Source organism: Microbispora cellulosiformans, from assembly GCF_008728085.1.
GTDB lineage: Bacteria > Actinomycetota > Actinomycetes > Streptosporangiales > Streptosporangiaceae > Microbispora > Microbispora amethystogenes.
Window position 1 is genome coordinate 60,868 of sequence record NZ_VYTZ01000019.1, and the last position, 21,903, is coordinate 82,770.

Annotated in this window: 15 protein-coding genes and 1 tRNA gene; 7 read left to right on the plus strand and 9 right to left on the minus strand. The window is 69.7% G+C overall.

Annotation, left to right across the window (positions count from 1 at the left end):
* Positions 1-2 precede the first annotated feature (2 nt).
* Positions 3-2,066: a dTMP kinase gene (gene tmk, locus F5972_RS33615; RefSeq protein ID WP_150939646.1), complete on the minus strand. Its 2,064-nt coding sequence runs from the start codon at positions 2,064-2,066 to the stop codon at positions 3-5.
* A gap of 211 nt (positions 2,067-2,277) precedes the next feature.
* Entirely contained in the window at positions 2,278-3,672 is a 1,395-nt protein-coding gene (locus tag F5972_RS33620; protein ID WP_225312128.1) for a metallophosphoesterase, read from the minus strand.
* 289 nt (positions 3,673-3,961) lie between these two features.
* Here F5972_RS33620 and F5972_RS33625 point away from each other — a divergent pair, with 289 nt between their 5' ends.
* Positions 3,962-5,113: a cellulose-binding domain-containing protein gene (locus tag F5972_RS33625; RefSeq protein ID WP_150939648.1), complete on the plus strand. Its 1,152-nt coding sequence runs from the start codon at positions 3,962-3,964 to the stop codon at positions 5,111-5,113.
* Positions 5,114-5,187: 74 nt separating this feature from the next.
* Here the strand turns inward: F5972_RS33625 and topA are convergent, their stop codons facing one another.
* Positions 5,188-7,866 (minus strand): type I DNA topoisomerase, encoded by a 2,679-nt coding sequence (topA, locus tag F5972_RS33630; protein WP_150939650.1) that lies wholly within the window; start codon positions 7,864-7,866, stop codon positions 5,188-5,190.
* A 301-nt stretch (positions 7,867-8,167) separates the two neighbouring features.
* On the opposite strand from topA, the gene F5972_RS33635 reads away from it, so the two are divergent.
* Entirely contained in the window at positions 8,168-8,359 is a 192-nt protein-coding gene (locus F5972_RS33635) for a DUF5703 family protein (RefSeq protein WP_220499497.1), read from the plus strand.
* 233 nt (positions 8,360-8,592) lie between these two features.
* On the opposite strand, the gene F5972_RS33640 is transcribed toward F5972_RS33635, so the two are convergent.
* From F5972_RS33640 to F5972_RS33650, 3 genes are all read right to left on the minus strand, one after another.
* Entirely contained in the window at positions 8,593-10,638 is a 2,046-nt protein-coding gene (locus tag F5972_RS33640) for a chaplin family protein (protein WP_150939652.1), read from the minus strand.
* A gap of 209 nt (positions 10,639-10,847) precedes the next feature.
* Positions 10,848-11,483 carry a hypothetical protein gene (locus tag F5972_RS33645; protein ID WP_150939654.1) on the minus strand — a complete coding sequence of 212 codons (636 nt, stop codon included), beginning with the start codon at positions 11,481-11,483 and terminating at the stop codon, positions 10,848-10,850.
* A gap of 109 nt (positions 11,484-11,592) precedes the next feature.
* Complete coding sequence (locus F5972_RS33650; protein WP_150939656.1) at positions 11,593-12,888, minus strand: M20/M25/M40 family metallo-hydrolase; 1,296 nt, start codon at positions 12,886-12,888, stop codon at positions 11,593-11,595.
* A 220-nt stretch (positions 12,889-13,108) separates the two neighbouring features.
* Between F5972_RS33650 and F5972_RS33655 the strand changes: the two genes are divergently transcribed.
* The 4 genes from F5972_RS33655 (at position 13,109) to F5972_RS33670 (ending at position 18,768) form a co-directional block, all read left to right on the plus strand.
* A tRNA-Leu gene (locus F5972_RS33655) sits at positions 13,109-13,194 on the plus strand.
* A gap of 637 nt (positions 13,195-13,831) precedes the next feature.
* Complete coding sequence (locus F5972_RS33660) at positions 13,832-15,289, plus strand: arabinofuranosidase catalytic domain-containing protein (RefSeq protein WP_150939658.1); 1,458 nt, start codon at positions 13,832-13,834, stop codon at positions 15,287-15,289.
* Positions 15,290-15,576: 287 nt separating this feature from the next.
* On the plus strand, positions 15,577-17,061 hold the full coding sequence (locus tag F5972_RS33665; RefSeq protein ID WP_225312129.1) for an RICIN domain-containing protein: 1,485 nt from the start codon (positions 15,577-15,579) through the stop codon (positions 17,059-17,061).
* Between the two features lie 393 nt (positions 17,062-17,454).
* Positions 17,455-18,768 (plus strand): hypothetical protein, encoded by a 1,314-nt coding sequence (locus F5972_RS33670; protein WP_150939660.1) that lies wholly within the window; start codon positions 17,455-17,457, stop codon positions 18,766-18,768.
* 567 nt (positions 18,769-19,335) lie between these two features.
* Here the strand turns inward: F5972_RS33670 and arsB are convergent.
* Entirely contained in the window at positions 19,336-20,409 is a 1,074-nt protein-coding gene (gene arsB / locus F5972_RS33675; protein WP_150939662.1) for an ACR3 family arsenite efflux transporter, read from the minus strand.
* Positions 20,406-20,720, minus strand: a complete 315-nt coding sequence (locus tag F5972_RS33680; protein ID WP_150939664.1) for an ArsR/SmtB family transcription factor — start codon at positions 20,718-20,720, stop codon at positions 20,406-20,408. Before F5972_RS33680 ends, arsB begins: the two co-directional genes overlap by 4 nt.
* Before the next feature lie 120 nt (positions 20,721-20,840).
* Between F5972_RS33680 and F5972_RS33685 the strand changes: the two genes are divergently transcribed.
* Entirely contained in the window at positions 20,841-21,257 is a 417-nt protein-coding gene (locus F5972_RS33685; protein WP_150939666.1) for an arsenate reductase ArsC, read from the plus strand.
* 57 nt (positions 21,258-21,314) lie between these two features.
* On the opposite strand, the gene F5972_RS33690 is transcribed toward F5972_RS33685, so the two are convergent.
* The gene (locus F5972_RS33690; RefSeq protein WP_150939668.1) at positions 21,315-21,902 is read right to left on the minus strand and encodes a hypothetical protein; all 588 of its coding nucleotides are present in this window, start codon (positions 21,900-21,902) and stop codon (positions 21,315-21,317) included.
* Position 21,903: the final 1 nt, after the last annotated feature.

Below are 21,903 nucleotides of genomic sequence, written 5' to 3' on the forward strand. Positions count from 1 at the left end.
CGCTATCCGAAGTCGCGGATGGCGGGCATCGTGCCGGTGGCCTCCTCGGCCTCGTGCGGCACCGGATCGGGCAGGATGTCCCGCACCCGGTCCTGGATCAGGAGCGTCACCTCCCGCTGCTCCAGCGTGCCGTCCACCAGGAGATACCGGTCGGGGTCGGCGGCGGCCAGCGCGCGGAACTCCCGGCGAACCCGCTCGTGGAACTCCAGCGGCTCGGCCTCGATGCGGTCGGCCGGCGAGGCCATCCGCCGCAGCCCGACCGACGGCGGCACGTCGATGAGCACGGTGAGGTCGGGGACGAGCCCGCCCGTCGCCCACTTGTTGATCTTCGCGACGTCCTCCGGATCGAGCGACCGCCCCGCGCCCTGATAGGCCAGCGACGAGTCCACGTACCTGTCGGTGATCACGGTCGAGCCCCGCCGCAGCGCGGGCACGATCACCTTCTCCACGTGCTCGGCCCGGTCCGCGGCGTACAGCATCGCCTCGGCGCGGGCGGAGAGCCCCTGGTGGGCGGCGTCGAGCAGGATCGCCCGCAGCCGCATGCCGACCTTGGTCGAGCCCGGCTCGCGCGTCTGCACGACGTCGAAACCCTGGTCGCGCAGCCAGATGGCGAGCAGCCGCGACTGGGTCGTCTTGCCCGAGCCCTCGCCGCCCTCGAACGCGATGAACAGCCCGCGTGCGGGCTCGGCCTCGTCGGGGACGAACCGCCGTCCCCGCAGGGCGGCCAGCAGGTCGGCCCCGATCGGCACGCCCGGCCGGTCGTCCATGTGGCGCAGCGCCAGCACGCCGACGGCCACCGCCAGCAGCGCGCCGAGGAGCAGCACGAGGTTGGCGCCGTCGAAGCGGTAGGTCAGCTCGGAGATCCGCAGGTCGCGCTGGCCGAAGAGCGCGGCCAGCGCCGAGGCCACCGCGACGACCAGCAGCAGCACGACCCGGCCCAGTGACTGCAGGAAGGCGAACGTGCGGCCGCGCAGCCCGTCCTCGACCTCCAGGCCGATCGTGGTGTAACCGATGATCCAGGCGATGCCGGCGCAGGCGCCCAGCACCACCGTCAGCACCACGACGACGACCAGGTTCTGGATGAGCGCGATCGCGGCCAGCGTCACGCCCGCGCACAGGATCGACAGCCCGAACATGCGCCGCCGCGACAGGCCGCCCAGCAGCCGGGGGCCGAAGAACATGCCGAACGCCATGCCGAGGAAGACGGCGCAGAACACCGTGCCGTATCCCGCGTCGCCGCCCCCCATCGCATGCACGTACGCCTTGGCGACGCCGATGACCGCGCCCCCGGCTGCGAAGGCGCCGAGCATGCCGATGATCAGCCCGCGCACCACCCGGTTGCCGCCGACGTACCGCCAGCCCTCGGTGATCTGCCTGAGCACCGACGGCGTGGCCACGTGGCGCACGTGGTCCTTCGGGATGGCCCGCAGAGTGAAGATCATCACGGCGGAGGCGAGGTAGGCCAGCGCGTTGAGATAGAGCGCCACGGCGGTCGCCGCGACCGTGAACGCCGGTACGGCCGCCGAGATCGTGGTGATGACTCCCGACAGCACCGCGAACAGGGCCGCCGCGACGGGCGCGGTGCCGTACGTCACGAGGAGGTTGAGCTGGTTGGCCTCCTCCAGCCGCTCCTTGGGCACCAGGTTGGGCACGGTCGCGTCCTTGGCCGGCACCCAGAACAGGTTCACGCACTCGACCAGGAGCGTCGCGACGAGCAGCCACTGGTAGCCGCCGATCAGCGGGATCGACAGCACCACCGCGAACCTGAGCACGTCGGCGACGACCATGGTCAGCCTGCGGTCGAACCGGTCGGCCACCGCTCCCGCGAGGGGGCCGAGCAGGATCGCGGGCAGCATCTTGGCGACGAAGACGCCGCCGATGGCGAGGCTCTGCGTCTGGAAGCCGGACGGCGCGGTGAGGTTACCGGCGAGGGCTGTCAGCGCGATGATGTTGAGCCAGTCGCCGAGGCTGCACGTCGCCATGGCCGTCCAGAGCCTGCGGAACGGCGCGTTCGCCAGCACGTGCGGCTGCTTGCGTCGCGCGGCGGCCCGGGCAGGGGTGCTCATGATGTCAGCGTATCCAGGGTGCTCGCTGGGCTGGGGACGGAGCGGGCCGCTCGGGCCTGCTCGTCGCCTGAGGGTATTACGTCCGCCTCGTCCTCGCTCTCATGATGGCGGCAATGCTCTGCGCCGATTCCCGCCGCGAGCCCGGCGAGGTGGCTCAGGAGGCCGGCGCGGCTCAGGGGACGAGTGTGAGGGCGGGGCCGATGGGGGCGGCTCAGGCGCGTAGCTCGATGAGGGTGATCTCGGGCGGGGCGCCCACGCGGACGGGCGGGCCCCAGTAGCCGGCTCCCCGGGTGACGTAGACCTGGGTGTCGCCACCGCCCGCGCGCGGCACGCTCGCGAGCCCCGCCACCACGGGCTGCTGCAACGGCACGAGCAGGTTGAACGGCGCCATCTGGCCGCCGTGGGTGTGCCCGGAGAGCTGGAGATCGACGCCGTGTGCGGCGGCCTGCGCCACCTGGACGGGCTGGTGGGCGAGGAGCACGACGGGCCGGTTCGCGTCGCGGCCCCCGAGCGCCCTGCCGATGTCCGGGCCGTCGCCGAAGGGCAGGCCGTTGAGGTCGTTGACGCCCGCGAGGTCGAGCACGGCTCCCCCGTGCGTGATCTCGACCCGCTCGTTGCGCAGCGGCCGGACGCCGAGCGAACGCAGCTCCTCGATCCACTCCTGGGGGCCCTCGGCCGTGTAGTACTCGTGGTTGCCGGTCACGAAGTACGCCCCGTAGCGGGATTCGAGAGACCTGAGCGGCGTGGCGAGACGGCCGAGTTCGGCCACCGTGCCGTCGACCAGATCGCCCACGATCGTCACCACGTCGGCCTGCAGGCCGTTGATCATGCGGACGATCCGCTCGGTGTGCCCCCGGCCGGTGAGCGGGCCGAGGTGGATGTCGCTGACGGCCGCGATGCGCAGCCCGCTCATCCGCGGATCGAGCCGCGGCAGGCGGACCGGCACCCGCTCGATCACGGGATCTCCGAGAGCCCGGGTCACGCCGTAACCGACGGTCGCGAGCGCTCCCGCCGCCACGACGGCTGAGGCCGTACGCGAGATGAACAACCGCCGGTCGATCGCCGGCGCGCCCGCACCGGGTCCTCCCCCGGCCGGCCGGCCCGCGGTAGCGGAGCCCCGGGCGGCGGAGCCAGAAACGGCCACCGGAGCGGCGGACCCGGAGACTGCGGAGGACTCCACCGCCGCCGGACAGGCGAGGACCGACGCGTCCACCGGAACCGCGTCCACGGCGCCCGTTCCCGGACCACCGTCCGGGCCGTCCTGCGCGCGGTCCTCCGGGGGCGTGCCCGCGGCGGCGCGGCGGCCCCTCGCCAGGGCGAACGCCGCGATCGCCCTGGGGACCTCCGCGACCAGGCCGAACACGAACAGGTAGAACATCAGGGCCAGCCACAGGTAGCCGGGCCAGGCGACGACGCGCACGGTCTCCATGCCGAAGAGCCGGCTCCCGGCCATGGTGACCACCATCAGGGCGGCCAGGACCACGAGCGTCCACGTCAGCACCCGGCGCAGGCGCGAGCCCGGCGTCGTCGACGCCCGGACCAGCCGCCGCCACAGATAGACGTGCACGACGACCACCGCGGTCAGGATCATGACCAGGAACCCCACGAGAACTCTCCTCGACCGGCTGACGATCAGGGGCCGGCTGACGACGATGCTACGAGGAGCCACCGACAGCCGCGTTCCCGGGCGCTGCGGCAAGGACGATCACCGGACGGCCACCGGCGGGCCCGCCCGGTGAAAGTTTCACCTCCGAGTCGGCCCGATGCCGTACCACCGGCAGTGATCTTTGCCCCTGACCAGGAGCAAGCGGACGATCGCGGCAGAAACGTCCCTCAGACGTGGCCCCGGCGACTCCTCCGGTGCCGACACCGATCGAACGACAACGAGGTGACACATGAGAAGTCCCCGCTACCTGGCCTGGCTGGCCGCAGGGGCGGCGGTCGCCGCGGCGATCGCGCTCTCCGGCGTGCCCGCCGGAGCGATGGCCGCCACGCCCATCCCGACCCCGACGCCGTCCGCCGCCCCGTCGCCGAGTGCCGAACCCGGCGCGCCGACGACTCCGCCCAACGTCCAGCTGTGCCCGCCGCCGGTGCCGGCCGGCACCACCCAGGGGTACGTCGGCCTGTGCTGGAGCGCGTCCACCGACGACGTCGGCGTCACCGGCTACGAGGTCTACCGGCTCACGGCCACCGGCTTCGTCAAGGCGTCGTCGCCCACCGGCACCACCACCGTGATGGGCGGGCTGGCCTACGGCCAGGTCTACACCTTCTACATCGTGGCCAAGGACGCCGACGGCCACACGAGCCCGCCGACCGCGCTGATCAACGCGCGGGCCGTGACCGGGATGGTGGTCAGCCCGAGCCCGGTCCCCGGAGACACCACCCCGCCCAGCAAGCCGTCCGGGCTGCGCGACAACTGCGTGGCCGACTTCCCCGGCACGGCGTTCTGCTGGACGGCGTCGACCGACGACGTCGGCGTCACCGGTTACGCCGTCTACCGGCTGACCTCGACCGGCTGGCTACTGGTCGGAACGCGGACCTCCCCCTACTTCATGGAGGGCAACCTCACGACGTACAACAAGTACACCTACGTCGTGGTCGCCATCGACGCGGCCGGCAACGTCAGCGTGCCGTCCGACCCGATCACCACCACGGCCCTGCCGGGGTTCCCCACGCCGACCCCCTCTCCGAGCCCCTCCATCACGCCGAAATCCACGCCCACGCCCATCTGCAAGGTCGCCTACACCCAGTCGACCTGGTGGACGGGCTTCTCCGCCAGCGTGTCGATCATGAACACGGGCAGCACGGCGATCTCGGGCTGGACGCTGCGGTTCGCCTTCCCGTCGGCGGGTGAGCGGATCACCCAGGGGTGGTCGGCCGACTGGAGCCAGGGTACGGACAACCTCGTCACCGCTTCCAACCTGGCCTGGAACGCCAACATCGCTCCCGGCGCGTCCGTGAGCATCGGTTTCAACGCCTCCCACACCGGCGTCTCCGACCCGCCGGGCAGTTTCTCGCTCAACGGCGCGCCCTGCACCAAGGCCTGACCCGCTCCCGGGTCTGACCTGCGCCCGGATACGAAGCCCCGGTGGCGGCCTGGCCGCCACCGGGGTGCATGCGATCAGGACTTGGCGGCGGGCTTCTTCGTGGTGGTCCTGGCCCGGGTGGTGGTCCGCTTGGGCGCGGGCGCCCGCTCCCGCCGGTCGGCCAGCAACTCCGCCGCCCGCTCCAGCGTGATCTCCTCGACCGTGTCGCCCTTGCGCAGCGACGCGTTGGTCTCGCCGTCGGTGACGTACGGTCCGAAGCGGCCCTCCTTCACCACCACCGGCTTCTTGGAGTTCGGGTCCTCGCCCAGCTCCCGCAGCGGCGGGGCGGCCGCGGCGCGGCCGCGTCCCCGCGCCTTCGGCTGGGCGAACAGCTCCTTGGCCTGCTCGATCGTGACCGTGAACAGGTCCTCCTCCGAGGCGAGCGACCGCGAGTCGGTGCCCTTCTTGATGTACGGCCCGAACTTGCCGTTCTGCGCCGTCACCTCCTCGCCGTCGATCTGGCCCACCACACGCGGCAGCTGGAGCAGCTTGAGCGCCTGCTCCAGCGTGATCGTGTCCAGGTCCATCGTCTTGAACAGCGAGCTCGTGCGCGGCTTGGGGGCGTCGGCCTTCTTCGTCCGCTTCCTGCCGTCCGCCGGGGCCGGCTCCTCGGGCAGGATCTCCGTGACGTACGGGCCGAACCGGCCGTCCTTGGCGACGATCCTCCGGCCGTTGGCCGGATCGACGCCGAGATCACGGTCGCCGCTCGGCCGCGAGAACAGCTCCTCGGCCTTCTCCGCGGTCAGGTCGTCGGGCGCCATGTCCTCGGGGATGTTCACCCGGGCGCCGTCGCGGTCGAGGTACGGCCCGTAGCGGCCCACCCTGATCACGATGTCCGTCCCCTTGATCGGGAACGAGCTGATCTCCTTGGCGTCGATCTCCCCGAGGTCGGTGACCATCTCCTTCAGGCCCTCGTCGCCGTCCCCGGCGCCGAAGTAGAACCTGCGCAGCTCGGGCACCCGCTCGGCGCGGTCGTTGGCGATGTCGTCGAGGACCTTCTCCATCTCGGCCGTGAAGTCGTAGTCGACCAGGTTGCCGAAATGCTGCTCCAGCAGGTTGACCACGGCGAACGCGAGGAACGACGGCACCAGGGCGGTGCCCTTCTTGAACACGTAGCCCCGGTCCAGGATCGTTCCGATGATCGACGCGTACGTCGACGGCCGGCCGATCTCGCGGTCCTCCAGCTCCTTGACCAGCGACGCCTCGGTGTACCGCGCGGGCGGCTTGGTCGAGTGCCCGAGCGCGGTCAGCTCGGCCGCGGTGAGCCGGTCGCCCTCGGCCAGCGTGGGCAGGCGCTTCTCCGAGTCGTCCCGGTCGGTCGCGGGGTCGTCGGCGCCCTCGACGTACGCCCTAAGGAAGCCGTGGAAGGTGATGGTCCGGCCGGTGGCGCTGAACTCCACGTTCTCTCCGGCGCTGGACGTGCCGCCGACCTTGACCGACACCGACTCGCCGACCGCGTCCTTCATCTGGGACGCGACCGTACGCTGCCAGATCAGCTCGTAGAGCCGGAACATGTCCCCGGCGAGCCCGGTCTCGCCCGGCGTGCGGAACTCCTCCCCTGACGGCCGGATCGCCTCGTGCGCCTCCTGGGCGTTCTTGACCTTGCTGGTGTAGGCGCGCGGCTTGTCCGGCACGTACGCCGCGCCGTACAGCTTGATCGCCTGGCTGCGGGCGGCGGCGACGGCGGTCTCCGACAGCGTGATGCTGTCGGTACGCATGTAGGTGATGAAGCCGTTCTCGTACAGCCGCTGGGCCACCTGCATCGTGTACTTCGCGGAGAAGCCCAGCTTGCGGCTCGCCTCCTGCTGCAGGGTGGTCGTCCTGAACGGCGCGTACGGCTTGCGCGTGTACGGCTTGCGCTCCACCGAACGCACGGCGTACGAGGCGCCGGCGAGCCGACCGGCGAGGGCGGTCGCGGCGGCCTCGTCGAGGTGCAGGATGTCGGGGCTCTTCAGCCGTCCGGTGGAGGCGAAGTCGCGCCCCTGGGCCACGCGCCTGCCGTCCACCCCGCTCAGCGTGGCGGAGAAGGTCCGGGGATCGTCCCCGGCCCGGCCGGTGTCGAACAGCGCCTGGAGGTCCCAGTAGTTGGCGGCGGTGAAGGCCATGCGCTCCCGCTCGCGCTCCACGACCAGCCGGGTGGCGACCGACTGCACGCGCCCGGCCGACAACCGCGGCTTGACCTTCTTCCACAGGACGGGGCTGACCTCGTAGCCGTACAGGCGGTCGAGGATACGCCGGGTCTCCTGGGCGTCGACCAGGCGGAGGTTGAGGTCGCGGGGGTTGGACACCGCGTCCCGGATCGCGTGCGGCGTGATCTCGTGGAACACCATGCGATGCACCGGGATCTTGGGCTTCAGCACCTCGCGCAGGTGCCAGGCGATGGCCTCGCCCTCCCGGTCCTCGTCGGTGGCGAGGTAGAGCTCGTCGGCCTCCTTGAGAAGCTGCTTGAGCTTGGAGACCTGCGCCTTCTTGTCGGGATTGACGACATAGAGCGGCTCGAACTCGTGGTCGACGTTCACCCCGAGGCGGGCCCAGGCCTCGCTCTTGTACTTCTCCGGGATGTCGTCGGCCTTCTCCGGGAGATCGCGGATGTGGCCGATGCTCGACTCGACGATGTAGCCGCGCCCGAGGTACCCGGCGATCGTCTTCGCCTTCGCGGGCGATTCCACGATCACCAGGCGGGTTCCGCCGGCGTTGCCGTTGTTGGCTGGCACGCTGCTTCCTACCTCGCTGTCCGCTGTCGTTCCCCGTGTTCCGGGCGTTTCGGGTGTGTCCGGGTTTCATGCGCCCCGGCACACTGACACCCTCGTCGCCCGGGGCGGGGGAGCCTACCCCCTCCGGGCGCCGTGGAGGCGCCGCTTTGTTCGGAGGCACCGCTTTGAAGGTACCTGCCGCCGCACGTTCCTCCCCCTCGGGCTACCCGGTTCTGTCCGGGAATGTAACTCGCCTGGCGCTGTTATCCACGAGGACGCAGAATAGAGCCCATCGAGTTCCCTAGCACGCCCCCGGAGACCAATGGCAGTGCTCGACTACTCCTATCTGGACCTGTACCTGCCGCGCGGCACCCCTCGGGAGGTGGCGCGACAGATGCTGACGGAGCATGCCGAGCACGGAGACTGGGAACTGGAGCGGCTGCGCCTCTATCCCGACGGCAGCAGGCGCGTCCGGCTGCGTCGGAAGATCATACGGGCCGCTCGGACGATGTGAGCCGCCGAGGCGGCGACGCCACGGTCAAAAAGAGCTTTGCCCGCCCCGGGCCGCGCCCCCGGAACGGGCAAAGCGTCGGTGCCTTCCTCCACTGGCGGGGAGGCGGCGTCCTGGTGGCCCGCGCCGGGCCCGTACGACGAGCGGCTGGTTCGCCGCCGTCGCGCCCGGCGCGAGCGTGATATCCCTCGCGTCCTCAGCCGTGCGCGTGGTCGTTCACGCGCACGGCCGTCCGGCTACCTGCGGCCGAAGCGGAAGCGGCGGGTGACGGCGAACAGGCTCGCCGAGGCGGCGAACATGGCGCCGAGGACCAGTGCGGCGAACGAGCCGGCGTTCATGCCGGTCAGGCCGACGGGCTGCTCGGCGCTCATGAGGCCGAGCTTGCCCAGCGGGAGCGCCTCGGTGGTCCTGCCGAGGTCGCCGGTGGGCAGGTTCCGCGTGGTGTCGGCCACGGGCAGCGACGCGGTGGCGTCGTCCAGCGTCCGCTTGGCGGGCAGGGTGCGGGCCGTCTCGTCGAGCGAGCCGGCGGCCGGCAGCGTGCCGGTGGCCTTGGACACGATGGCGGCGGGGTTGCCGACGGGAGCCACAGCCTTCGCGCCCTTACCCGCCGGGACGGGCGGGGCAGCCGGCAGGCCCGGCGCCTCCGGGAGGCCGAGCATGTTCGGCAGGTTGCCGATGACCGGCCCCGAGGGCGCGGCGGGGGCGCTCATCGGCTGCATGGTGTGCGCGCCCGACAGCACCGGCATGGCGGGCGTGGCGGGCATCATGGCGCCGCGCGCGGCGCTGTGCCGCGGGTGCGGCCGGAAGCCGTGGCCCCAGCCGCCCACCTTGGCCCCGCCCAGGCAGCCCGCGGCGGCGTCGCCCAGCACGGCGACGGCGTTGCCGCAGACGTTGATCGGGGCGGTGATCGGCGCGACGACCTGGTTGCCCGCGACGATCCCGTGGCGCCCGGAGGTGACGTTGCCGCCCGCACCGCTGCCGCCGCCGAGGACCGCGGCCCCGCCCCGGCAGCCCGCGTGGGCCTTGCCGATGGCGGCGACGGCGTTGCCGCAGACGTCGACCGGCGCCGTGATCGGCGCGACCACCTGGTTGCCGCCCAGGATCGAGGAACGGCCGGAGGTGACGTTTCCGCCGGCGCCCCAGCGACCGCCGTGCCCGCCGCCGACCACGCTCGCGCCGCCGCGACAGCCCGCGAAGGCGTCGCCGATGACCGCGACGGCGTTGCCGCAGACGTTGACCGGCACGGTGATCGGCGCGACCACCTGGTTGCCGCCGCCGACGCTGTGCGAACCGCTGGTGACGTTGCCGCCGGAGCCGCCGGACCAGCCGCCGTGACCCCCGTGACCGTGACCACCGTGGCCCGGGGTGGACCCGCCGTGGCAGCTGCCCGAGCCGTTGCCGCACACCTCGACCGGTGCGGTGATGGGCGCGACCACCTGGGTGCCGCCGCCCACGGAGTAGCGCCCGTCGGTGTCGTGCCCGCCCGATCCGGGACGGGGCCGGTGGTGGCCCCCGTGACCGTGGTGGCCGTACCCGCCGTGACCGCCGGGGCCGCCGACGGACGAGCCGCCGCGGCAGCCCGAGAACGCCTCACCCAGCACGGCGACGGCGTTGCCGCAGACGTTGACCGGCGCGGTGATCGGGGCGACCACCTGGTTGCCGCCGAGGACCGAGGAACGGCCGCTGGTGCGGTTGCCGCCGGCGCGGACGGCCGGACGGGCGCCGCCCACGTAGGCGCCGCCGCGGCATCCCGCCGTGGCGTCGCCGAAGATGGCGATGGAGTTGCCGCACAGGTTGATCGGCGCCGTGATCGGCGCGACCACCTGGTTGCCGCCGCCGACGCTGTGCGCGCCGCTGGTGACGTTGCCGCCCGCGCCGCCACGGCGACCCGAGCCCTTGACCGCCGCACCGCCGCGGCAGCCCGCGTCGGCCTCGCCGAGGACGGCGACCGCGTTGCCGCAGACGTCGATCGGGGCGGTGATCGGGGCGACCACCTGGTTGCCGCCGAGGATGCTCCCCGCACCGGAGGTGCGGTTCCGCCCGGCTCCCTGGCCCGCGCCCTGCACCGCCGCGCCGCCCAGGGACGAGCCGTGGGACTCTCCCGCGACCGCCACCGCGTTGCCGCTGATGTCGATCGGCAGAGTCACCGGGATGTCGACCTGGTTGCCGCCGAGGACCGAGTGGCTGCCGTCGGTGTCGGCGAAAGCCGTACCGCTGCCAAGGGCCATGACGCCGACGGCGAGAAACGCCGCGGAGGCCGAGCCCTTCGCCCACGTTCGCATGATGAATGCTCCTAGTGGTTCTTCATAGGGGGTTACCTGACAGCTCGCGACTTCTGTCCACGCCGAATGAGCACAGCGGAGCAGTGGACGATCACGAGGATGGGAGATTCCGCGTCACCCGCGCGGGAGCCTGCCGCCTGGGCACCACAGGTCATGGCAGACGATGGCACCGGTCGCCGTAGTGGAGACGGACCGGCGCGAAGGCGGGATCAGTCAGGAGAGAAAGACGGGTCGTCCGCCGCTGTGCGGACCACCGGGGGGACAACCGCCGCCAGTGGGGCGGGCAGGGTGGTGAGACGCGGCTCGAACACAGGCCGCGCGACATCCCCGAACAGGATGCTTCCACCGCTTGTCTGCGGGACCAGGCCCTGGTCTACGGGCGGGTGGTCCGCGGTGGACGGCGGAGGGAACATGGGCTTCGACTGGCTGGTCAGCCCGTCGACCGTGCGCCCCGCCATCGCCTCGGCGTTCACCGAGGTGTCGTCAGCCGCCGTGGGGAAACCGTCGGCACTCTTCCCATGAGACCTCGCCGAACCCGCCGCGCCCGGTGAGGGCGGCAGGCCGAGGCCCGGACCGGAGAGACGGTCGGGAAGAACCGACCCGGCGACGTCAGGTGAGGGTGCGACCCCGGCGGCGGACGTCGCCGTACCGAAGACGCCGAGAAGCACACCGAGCAGCCATGCGGCGGCGATCAGCCCGCCGACGACCAGGAGGCGGCCCGAACGGGAGCCGGCCGCGAACCGCGCCATCCGGCTCCGCTCGTGGCGGCCGGGAGACGCGACGAGCACGCCGCGAACGGCGAAGGGCGAAGACGCCCCCCACTGCTCCTGCGACGTGCTCGTCACGCGACCTCCCCATACCGCTGAGCCGACATCCGGCCGACTCGACCCGGAGCGGATCAACCCTCAACGGAGAGTTACTGTAGCGGCACGGCACGTGATCGCAACAGCTTTCTCAGCAGTATTCGAGGAAACGGTCAAGGACCCGGACGCCAAACTGGAGCGAATCCACCGGAACCCGCTCGTCGATGCCATGGAACATCCCGGAGAAGTCCAAGTCCTCGGGAAGCCGCAGCGGCGCGAAGCCGTACCCGCTGATGCCGAGGCGGCTGAACGCCTTGAGGTCGGTGCCGCCGCTCAGCGTGTACGGCACGACCCGCGAACCGGGGTCCTCCTCGTGCAGCGCGTCGGCCATCGCCTTCACGAGCGGGCCCTTGAAGGGCGTCTCGACCGCGACGTCGTGGTAGACGAACTCCCGCGTCACGTTGGGCCCGAGCAACTCGTCGACGGTCTGGAAGAACTCGTCCTCGTACCCGGGCAGGAACCTGCCGTCCACGTGCGCGGTCGCGGCCTGGGGGATGACGTTCGCCTTGTAGCCGGCCTGGAGCATGGTCGGGTTGGCCGTGTTCTGGAGGGTCGCGCCGATCATGCGGGCGAGCGGGCCGAGCGTGGCCACCGCCGCCTCCGCGTCCTCGGCCTTGACCTCCGTGCCGAAGACCTCCTCGAAGAACGCCTGCACGGTCGGCGTGAGCCGCACCGGCCACTTGTGGCGGCCGATCCGGCCGACCGCCTCGGCCAGCTCGGTCACGGCGTTGTCGCCGTTGAGCATCGAGCCGTGGCCGGCCCTGCCCTTGGCGGTCAGGCGCATCCAGGCGATGCCCTTCTCCGCCGCCTCGATCAGATACAGCCGCCCCTTGGCCGTGGTCACGCTGAAGCCGCCGACCTCGCCGACGGCCTCGGTGCAGCCCTCGAACAGCTCCGGGTGCCTGTCGGCCAGCCACTGGGCGCCGTAGTGGCCGCCGGCCTCCTCGTCCGCGGTGAAGACGAGGACGACGTCCCTCGGCGGCCTGCGCCCCTCGCTCAGCCGCCGCCGTACGACGGCGAGGATCATCGCGTCCATGTCCTTCATGTCCACGGCCCCGCGGCCCCAGACGCAGCCGTCGGCCACCTCGCCGCTGAGCGGGTGGTGCGTCCAGTCGGCGGCGTCGAACGGCACGACGTCCAGATGACCGTGCAGGAGGAGGGCGTCCCGGCCCGGGTCGGCGCCCTCCACCCGGGCGACCACGTTCGCCCGGCCCTTGTCGGACTCCAGGATCCGCGGCTCCAGGCCGACCTCCGCCAGCTTCCCGGCCACGTACTCCGCGGCCTCGCGTTCCCCGGGGCCCGCGTTGTCCCCCGCGTTCACCGAGTCGATCCGGATCAGGTCGCGGCACAGCTCGACGACCTCGTCCTCCCCGTTGCGTGGGGTCATTGCGCCTCCTCCTACCGGACGGGAGCCCAGGGGGCCGGACCCGCCCGTCTGTCGCGTCATACGGCTCGCGCCTCCATCCTGCCGCCGTACAGGGGTGTCCTTCACCCCCGGGCCGCCGCACGCCCGTACGCAGGGGGCTGATTCCCGGTATGAAGCAGGGCGGAGAGAGTGCTAACCTGTATCAGCCGACGCGGGATGACGATCCCGCGTGAGGCACCACGTCCGGGTGGCGGAATAGGCAGACGCGCTAGCTTGAGGTGCTAGTGCCCAGTGATGGGCATGGGGGTTCAAGTCCCCCCTCGGACACGAACCTTCTCACTACGTGAGGGCTGAGATTCATCTCGGCCCTCACTTTTGTTTTGCCGGGATGGCAGGTCAGCCGTAGGCTGAGTCGCCGCATAGACCTCGCTCTTGCGGTCTGTGGTGACCTCGGTGATGGCTCTGCCCATGTCGCCGATCTCGGCGACGGATCGCCTCCTGCTCCCACGTACATCTCGTCGATCGTCTGGGCGACACCACTCGAACACGCCCTCCGAGGCGGCTGGTCCCGGAGGATCAAGCCGGGGTGTGACAACGCAAGCACCGCTCGTCACCGGCGCCACCGGCATTCCGCTCTCACCCGTCCCATCGAACGGCGGTCCGGTGAGGCGGGTGAGGGCTCACCGTCCTGCGGACCCGGGGATGAAATTTTCACGACAATTCATCGCAACAGTGCGAACGCATCGCGGTAAGAGCCCAGTCGGCGCCCCGACGGCACCCCGGGTGTCCGCGAGATGTGATCCACGTGCTTGACGCCGGGACCTTCGTTGAGTTGACTCCGCACTACCCTCGTTACTCGTCGAATCGATTCGGACAATCGTCAATGTTAGCGCTCACACTTGCTTAGCAAGGCCTGCCGCATCGGTGCCGTCCGGTCATGATTCCTGATTGAGAAAAGGAAGGCATGATGCTTTTAGGGAGCCTGAGAAGGGTGCTCACGGCCGGGGCGAGCACGTTGATCGCCACCGCCTGCCTGGTCGGCGGTGGTACGGCCCAGGCCGCGACGTCGCAGCCGTGTGACATCTACGCGGCGGGTGGCACGCCGTGTGTGGCGGCGCACAGCACCACGCGCGCTCTGTACGCGGCCTACAACGGCCCGCTCTACCAGGTCAGGCGCGCCTCGGACAACGCCACCCGCGACATCGGCGTTCTGAGCGCGGGCGGAGTCGTCAACGCCGCCACGCAGGACTCGTTCTGCGCCGGCACGAACTGTGTGATCACCATCCTCTACGACCAGTCCGGCCGCAACAACCGCCTCACCCAGGCGCCGCCCGGCTACTGGAAGGGCCCGGCCGCGGGCGGATACGACAACCTCGCCGACGCGAAGGCGGCCCCGATCACCATCGGCGGCCAGAAGGCGTACGGCGTCCGCGTGGAGCCCGGCACCGGCTACCGCAACAACAACACCAACGGTGTGGCGACCGGCGACCAGCCCGAGGGCATCTACGCCGTCGTCGACGGCACGCACTACAACCAGTGGTGCTGCTTCGACTACGGCAACGCCCAGACGGACGGCCAGGCCGACTCCCCCGCCATCATGGAGACCGTCTACTTCGGCGCCGACAAGCAGTGGGGCTACGGGGCCGGAGCCGGTCCCTGGATCATGGCCGACCTGGAGTGGGGACTGTTCTCCGGGGTGAACGCGGGCTACAACAACCTCGCGTCGATCAACCACCGCTTCGTCACGGCCATGGTCAAGGGCGAGCCGAACCACTGGGCGATCCGGGGCGGGGACGCGCAGTCGGGTGGCCTGACGAACTACTTCGACGGACGGCGCCCCAACGGCTACAACCCGATGAAGAAGGAAGGCGCCATCCTGCTCGGCATCGGCGGTGACAACAGCGTCTCCGGCCGCGGCACCTTCTTCGAGGGCGTGTTGACCTCCGGCTACCCGAGCGCCTCCACCGAGGACGCCGTACAGGCCAACATCGCCGCTGCCGGATACGCGCCGGCGGGCGGCGGCACCCCCCAGCAGGGCGTCCAGATCGTGGGCGCCCAGTCGAACCGGTGCGTCGAGGTGCCGAACTCCAGCACCACCAACGGCACCCAGGTGCAGTTGTGGGACTGCGGGAGCGGCACCAACCAGCGGTTCACCTACACCTCGGGCAAGCAGTTGCAGGTGTACGGCAACAAGTGCCTGGACGCCTACGGGCAGGGCACCGCCAACGGCACCCAGGTGATCATCTGGGACTGCAACGGCCAGGCCAACCAGCAGTGGAACGTCAACTCCAACGGCACGATCACCGGCGTGCAGTCGGGTCTGTGCCTGGACGCCAACGGGGCCGGCACCGCCAACGGCACGAAACTCATCCTCTGGGCCTGCAACGGCGGCAGCAACCAGAAGTGGACCCTGCGCAGCTGATTCCGGCTATCCGGTTCGGCGCATGAGGGCGATCGGATGAAACGCCATGGGCAGAGGCCCGGACACCTGAATGGGGCTACGGCTCCCCGGACCGGGCTTCTGTCCTCAAGGCGCGAAACGGTCGCATGCGGCATCGATGCAAGCGGTGGGAAAAGCCGTGCGCATCCCCAGGGTGGTCGGCCGCGGAAAGTCGATTCAGCGATTCAGATCTAGTGATGGGAGAATTCATGGCACTGAGCATGGCGTCTGATAATTACTTATCAGGACCGTCGCGGAGCATCCGGCCGATGCGCCGGTTGCTGATCGCCCTTGTGGTGACCGCGCTCACCGCAGTGACAGCCCTCGTCTCCGCGCCGTCGGCCAATGCCGCCACCAGCCAGTTCCGCGGCATGAACTGGGCCGTGCTGGGTGACAACTTCAGCACCGGCACGCTCGTCGTGCAGGGCCTGAGCCAGTCCGACAGCAACGCGACGGTACGGGCCAAGGCCAACTCGCTCTACGACTACATGGAATACATCATGGGGGTCAACACCGTCCGGTTGCCCATCAACACCCACACTGTGGCCAACACGACCTGGTGGAACTCCTACCGCGGCGCCATCGACGCCGCCACCGAACGTGGATTCAAGGTCATCCTGGCCTATTGGGAGGACGGTGCCGCCTCCGGCGGCAGGATCACGAACCTCTCCGCATGGAACGCGATGTGGTCCAGCGTGATCAGCACGTACGGCTCGAACGGCAACGTCTACTTCGAGCCGATGAACGAGCCGCACGGCTACTCGTCGGCGGAGTGGCGCAACGTCGCGGCGAACTGGCTCAGCGCTCACTCCTCGGCGGCGCCCGGCCGGGTGCTCATCGGCGGCACCGGCTTCAGCCAGGACCTGCGGGACATCTGCAACGACAGCCGCTTCAACTCGACGCTGCTGTCCTTCCACTACTACGCCTTCTTCTACGGCGCGATGACCTACGACGGCTTCCGGAGCCACATCCAGACGCTTCTGGGCAACTGCGCCTCCCGCGCGGTCGCGACGGAATACGGCGCGCCGATGTCCACCGGCCTCAACTACGGGGACGCGAACAGCACCGACAACTTCGTGCGTTACCTCCGCGCCGTGGCCCAGGTGATGCGGGACAACCAGATGGGCGGCACCTACTGGCCCGCGCTCGGCGGCAAACCCGGCACCATCGGCTACGACTGGTACTCGATGTACGCCCTCGGCGGCAGCGGCACCAACCTCACCTTGGCCGTCCGCAACCAATCCGGCGCCGACCGGGTCCGCTACGGCTGGGGCGACACCGTCCGCGACTCCACCCCTTCGCCTTCGCCTTCGTCTTCGTCTTCGCCCCAGCCGGACACGTTCTACCGGATCGACGCGCGCCACAGCGGCAAGGCCATGGACGTCCAGCAGGCGAGCACCAACAACAGCGCGCGCGTCGACCAGTACACGTACAACGGCAACGCGTGGCAGCAGTGGCGCTTCCAGGACGCCGGCAGCGGCTACTGGCGCATCATCAGCCGCCACAGCGGAAAGTGTCTCGACGTGACGAGCGCCTCAACCGCCGACGGCGCCGAACTCATCCAGTACACCTGCGGCACCGGCAACAACCAGCAGTTCCAGATGGTCGCCAACGGTGGCTACTTCCAGCTCCGGGCACGACACAGCGGCAAATGCGTGGACGTACCCTCCGCGTCGACCGCGGATGGTGTGATCCTCAAGCAGTACGCGTGTAACGGTGGCACCAACCAGCAGTGGTCGCGCACGGCCGTCTGACGGTCGCCTCGACGTAACCGCGGTACATCCCTCCCCGGTGCCGATCGCGTGCTCCGCGCTCGGTGCCGGGGATCCGGATCGCGGCGTCGCGCGGTCGGCCCTGTCTTGCTCATCTGCTGGCTGCGGCCGCGCATCCTGCCGTCACCGTTTGACCAGTACACGGGTGACCGGGCGAGGCAGAAAGGAGTGACCGCAACCCCCTGTAGACCAAGGGATTTGGCCGTCCATTCAAACGCCTCGCGCGCGGCTCGACATGCCATATGCATGAATGAACAGGACGATCAGATAGAAATCTCCGGCAAGCGGAAAACTTCAGGCGCTCGGTAAATGCTGAGTCATCCAGGCCTGCAAGCGAAGGGCTATGGTTATGCCAGTTCGGAGAAGGGACAAGGCATGACCACTGGTAATACCGAGGTGCACGTGCCGGTATGGACGCTCGCCACGGAGGCCTTAAGCGTGCCGAACGTGCTGGGTGATGAGGGGATGACGCCGGCCCGACTCGCGGAACTGCGAACAGTCCTGGCAACACTTGCGGATTCCCCCATCGCCACGCTGGAAGCGCATCCGATATCAACCAAGGGTGATCGGAAGGGTGGGATTTCGCTCCATGCGGCCAGTCCGCTCGCTCAGCAGTTGTCACAACTCGTGGCTCGGACAGCGGAGTCAGCGCCTCCGACGCTGAACGTCGCCGCCACCGGTGAGGTGCTCTACCGGATGGTGGTGCCGGCAAAGGTCGCCGCCCAGGTCGGTCAGGGACTCGTCCAGCCCATGAAGGCATCAGCAGGAGGGATTTACAGCGCGCTGGTCAACTCCAGTGGCCGCATCACAGCCGGTGCCACGTTCGTGCCCGTTTGCGGCAGGGCCGCTGTCGCGGGTGCCGCGACCGGCTCGGCCACCACAGCCGGTGTTGCTGCGGCCAGCGCCGGAGCGTTGACCGTGGCCGCGCCACTCGTGCTGATGGCCGTCGCGGTCGGCGTCAGCGCCTACGCTGATCACCAACGCCAGGAGGCGATCGAGCGGATCACCGACCTCCTGGAGCAGCTACACGAGGACAACCTCGAGGACGAACGCAGCGAGCTGGACGGTTGCCGGGACGCGATCGACAAGGCGACGTCGATCCTCCTCGACCAGGGCAGAATCGGCCCGTCGTTGGGACTGGACACTTCGTCGTACGCGATCAGCACGGCGATCGAACGGGCCAAGCGTCGGCTCATGAAGTGGCAGGACGCGTTGGCCAAGCTGCCCGAGGGCCCTGTTGAGCTCGGGGCGTTGACGAAATCGTTCCCCGGTGTCAACGAGGAAGGCGGTACATTCCGCGCGCACCTGGAGCTTGCACGACTCGCCATCGCTCTCAAACGCCGAGTGCTCGTGCTTCAGGCCGTCGAACACGCTCAACTGGCGGGCACGGACAATCCGTTCAAGAGTTTCATCGGAACGTTGCACGACGACGAGCGTCGCGTCGACGAGTTGGAGACAGGAATCAACTCGGTCCTTCTTCGACTGTCGACTCTCGAACTGAAGCGTGAAGGCGGCTTCCTGAGCATCATGTTCACGCAGGGCGAGGTCAACGACCTGCTCAAAGCCGTATATCGCCTCCGCGCCTTGGGTGATGGTCTCAACGTGGGAATCCACCAGACTGACGTTGCGATCGAGATCGAACGAAGCAGCGACGGATCGCTCGTGGTGTTCCCCGCGGTCGCTGCCTGACCAGACGCCGCAGGCAACCCGATTGCGCCCATAGCACCAGGCCCTAGCGGTCGAGGGCTGTCAGGTGGCGACGGCGGTGCCGGCTGCGACGGGGTTCCGGCGGTTTGGAACGTAGGGGTGAACCAGGTTCTCGCCGGAGGAAGCAGGAGCAGGGTCACGATGAGCGCGGACCAGGGCGCTGTCAGGACCCACGTGAAAATGCCTTCGACCAAGAAGTGGATGAAGTCGATCAGGGGGATGGCGGCCTGGACCGCGATGGTGGCGTGACGGATCCGTGGGCGACGGGTGCGCCACTGGTTCGCCAACCAGCCGGTGACGAGTGGCGGGACGTAGAAGGGGGCGTAGAGCAGGTCCTCCAGGACATCGCCGGGGTCGAGGACCGACTCCAGGATGAGCAGAACGAGGCCGAGCAGGGTGAGTGTCGCCTGGAACCAGACCAGGTTCCGGGCAACCCTTACAGACAGAGGCATGCAGGGGATCCAAAACAGGTTCTCGTGAGGGCCGCGATCAGGAGTCGTTTGCTGGGGCTCGTGAGACCTCACTCACCGACGCCCCCTCCGGCGATCTTCACCGTACGGTGGAGGTGAATCTGCGGCGCCAGGCTAGGGAGACGTAGACCAGCGCCACCAGCACGGGGACCTCGATCAGTGGCCCGACGACCCCCGCCAGGGCCTGGCCGGAAGTGACGCCGAAGGTGGCGATGGCGACCGCGATCGCGAGTTCGAAGTTGTTGCCGGCCGCGGTGAAGGCCAGCGTGGCGGTGCGGTCATACGGCAGGCCCAAGGCCTTGCCGAGAGCGAAGGCGCCGAACCACATCAGGGCGAAGTAGGCCAGCAGCGGCAGGGCGATGCGGGCGACGTCGGCGGGCTCGGAGGTGATCGTTTGGCCCTGCAAGGCGAACAGAATCACGATCGTGAACAGCAGCCCGTACAGCGCGAAGGGGCCGATCCTCGGCAGGAACTCGTTCTCGTAGCGTTCGCGGCCGACCCGGCGCTCACCGAGGTTGCGGGTGAGGAATCCGGCGAGCAGCGGGATGCCGAGGAAGATGACGACGTTGAGGGCGATCTTCCATGCGGAGATGTCGAGGTTCTGTCCCTGGCCGAGTCCGAGCCAGCCAGGCAGCACCTGCAGGTAGAACCAGCCGAGCAGGCCGAACGCCAGGACCTGGAACACGCTGTTGAGCGCCACCAGGACGGCGGCGACCTCGCGGTCGCCACAGGCCAGGTCGTTCCAGATGATGACCATGGCGATGCAGCGGGCCAGGCCGACGATGATCAGGCCCGTACGGTAGTCCGGCAGGTCCGGTAGGAAGATCCACGCCAGGGCGAACATCACGGCTGGGCCGATCACCCAATTGACGACCAACGAGGAGATCATCAGGCGGCGGTCACCGGTGACGGCGTCGAGCTTGTCGTAGCGGACCTTGGCCAGCACCGGATACATCATGATCAGAAGGCCGAGGGCGATCGGCAGGGAGATACCGCCGATCGCGACCTTCGACAGCACGTCGTTCAGGCCCGGGACGGCGCGGCCCAGGCCGAGGCCCAGGGCCATGGCGGCCAGGATCCACACCGCCAGGAAGCGGTCCAGCAGCGACAGCTTGCCCACCACTCCGCCGCGTGCGGGGGCGGTGGCCGTCATGGGCAGGCCCTCTTCCTGTCGGCGGCGGCGGTGGCGTGAGCGGTCTCGGCCAGGTCGGCGAACCGCCCCGCCAAAGCGGCGATGACGTCAGGCTTGAGCCGGTAGTAGGTGAACCGGCCGCACGGCTCGGTTTCCACCACCCCAGCATCTCGCAGCACCTTCAGGTGGTTGGACAGGTTGGTCTGCCGGGCACCGGTCTCCTCCACCAGATGCGTGGTGCACAACGTCTCCCTGGCGAGCAGAGTCACGATCCGCAGCCGCAGGGGATCGGCCAGCACCCGCAATAGATCAGTGTCGACTGACATCAGCATGTACTGATACTGTCACACCAGCCGGTGCCGATGTGAATCCGACTCCCCAGCCGCCGCCATCAACGCCCACGCCGCCATCAGCATCCACGCCACCGCTGGCAAGGAAGAACGAAGATGCCCATGACTGCTCCCGTCGCGTCCGTGCTGTTCGTCTGCGTGCACAACGCCGGACGCTCCCAGATGGCCGCCGGCTTCCTCTCCCACCTGGCCGGCGACCGCATCGAGGTCCGCTCCGCCGGGTCACTGCCCGCCGAGCAGGTCAACCCGGCCGCCGTGGAGGCGATGAAGGAGGTCGGTATCGACATCTCCGGCCAGAGCCCCAAGGTGCTCACTCCCGAGGCCGTCCAAGCCTCGGACTTTGTCATCACGATGGGCTGCGGTGACGCCTGCCCGATCTTCTCCGGCAAGAAGTACCTCGACTGGGCCCTCGACGACCCCGCCGGCAAGGGCGTTGAGGCCGTCCGCCCGATCCGCGACGAGATCAAAGCCCGCGTCCAGGCCCTGATCACCGAGATCGACATTCGGCAGGAAAGCTGATCCCGCCGTTCTGGTCGCCCACTGCCCAGCTCAGCGAGGCCGGGCGGTGTGCCCGCGTCAGCGGCAGCGCCCCGTCGCGGCCTCCTGCCAGCGGGCGCGCTTCGGCGAGACGATGCCGCAGCATGGTCGTAGACGTGTGATCAGCGCGGGAATCGCTCGCGCCGCCAGCATGATCCTCGCGACACTGCCGGTCAGCGCCACGAGCAGCAGCAAGGACGGCGGCGGCACAAGCGTGACGACCGTGCCCAGCATGACCGTGTCCAAGACAGCGACGGTTCCAGCGCCACCCGGGGCGGCCAGCCGTACGGTGCGACAGCGCCGCTGTTCCCGTACGGCGATCACGAGCATGAGCACGACCGAGCCGAGCAGGAGACCGAGGGCCAGGCGTGAGGCCAGGGGGATCGCCGAGGCCCAGCCGTCGGCGGTGACGAGAACCGCTCCCCAACCCAGTCCGGCGATCGGCCCGGCCACGAGCAGCGTGAATGCGGCTTTCCTGGCCGGTGAGGCACGAACGAAGGCGGCGGTGACGGTGTCGGCGTCGCCGAAGTCCGCCAGAGCGGCCAGGGCCGCCGCATCCGGATCGCCGAACCGACCTATCTGGTCGTCGTACGAGGCGAGCAGGCCGTCGGCGAGTACATCGGCCATG

Bases quoted from the DNA above. Each gene is read 5' to 3' on its own strand.
- tmk (WP_150939646.1), bottom strand. From the start codon at position 2,066: ATGAGCACCCCTGCCCGGGCCGCCGCGCGACGCAAGCAGCCGCACGTG.
- F5972_RS33625 (WP_150939648.1), top strand. From the start codon at position 3,962: ATGAGAAGTCCCCGCTACCTGGCCTGGCTGGCCGCAGGGGCGGCGGTC.
- F5972_RS33635 (WP_220499497.1), top strand. From the start codon at position 8,168: ATGGCAGTGCTCGACTACTCCTATCTGGACCTGTACCTGCCGCGCGGC.
- F5972_RS33640 (WP_150939652.1), bottom strand. From the start codon at position 10,638: ATGCGAACGTGGGCGAAGGGCTCGGCCTCCGCGGCGTTTCTCGCCGTC.
- F5972_RS33650 (WP_150939656.1), bottom strand. From the start codon at position 12,888: ATGACCCCACGCAACGGGGAGGACGAGGTCGTCGAGCTGTGCCGCGAC.
- F5972_RS33660 (WP_150939658.1), top strand. From the start codon at position 13,832: ATGATGCTTTTAGGGAGCCTGAGAAGGGTGCTCACGGCCGGGGCGAGC.
- F5972_RS33665 (WP_225312129.1), top strand. From the start codon at position 15,577: ATGCGCCGGTTGCTGATCGCCCTTGTGGTGACCGCGCTCACCGCAGTG.
- F5972_RS33670 (WP_150939660.1), top strand. From the start codon at position 17,455: ATGACCACTGGTAATACCGAGGTGCACGTGCCGGTATGGACGCTCGCC.
- arsB (WP_150939662.1), bottom strand. From the start codon at position 20,409: ATGACGGCCACCGCCCCCGCACGCGGCGGAGTGGTGGGCAAGCTGTCG.
- F5972_RS33680 (WP_150939664.1), bottom strand. From the start codon at position 20,720: ATGCTGATGTCAGTCGACACTGATCTATTGCGGGTGCTGGCCGATCCC.
- F5972_RS33685 (WP_150939666.1), top strand. From the start codon at position 20,841: ATGACTGCTCCCGTCGCGTCCGTGCTGTTCGTCTGCGTGCACAACGCC.
- F5972_RS33690 (WP_150939668.1), bottom strand. From the start codon at position 21,902: ATGGCCGATGTACTCGCCGACGGCCTGCTCGCCTCGTACGACGACCAG.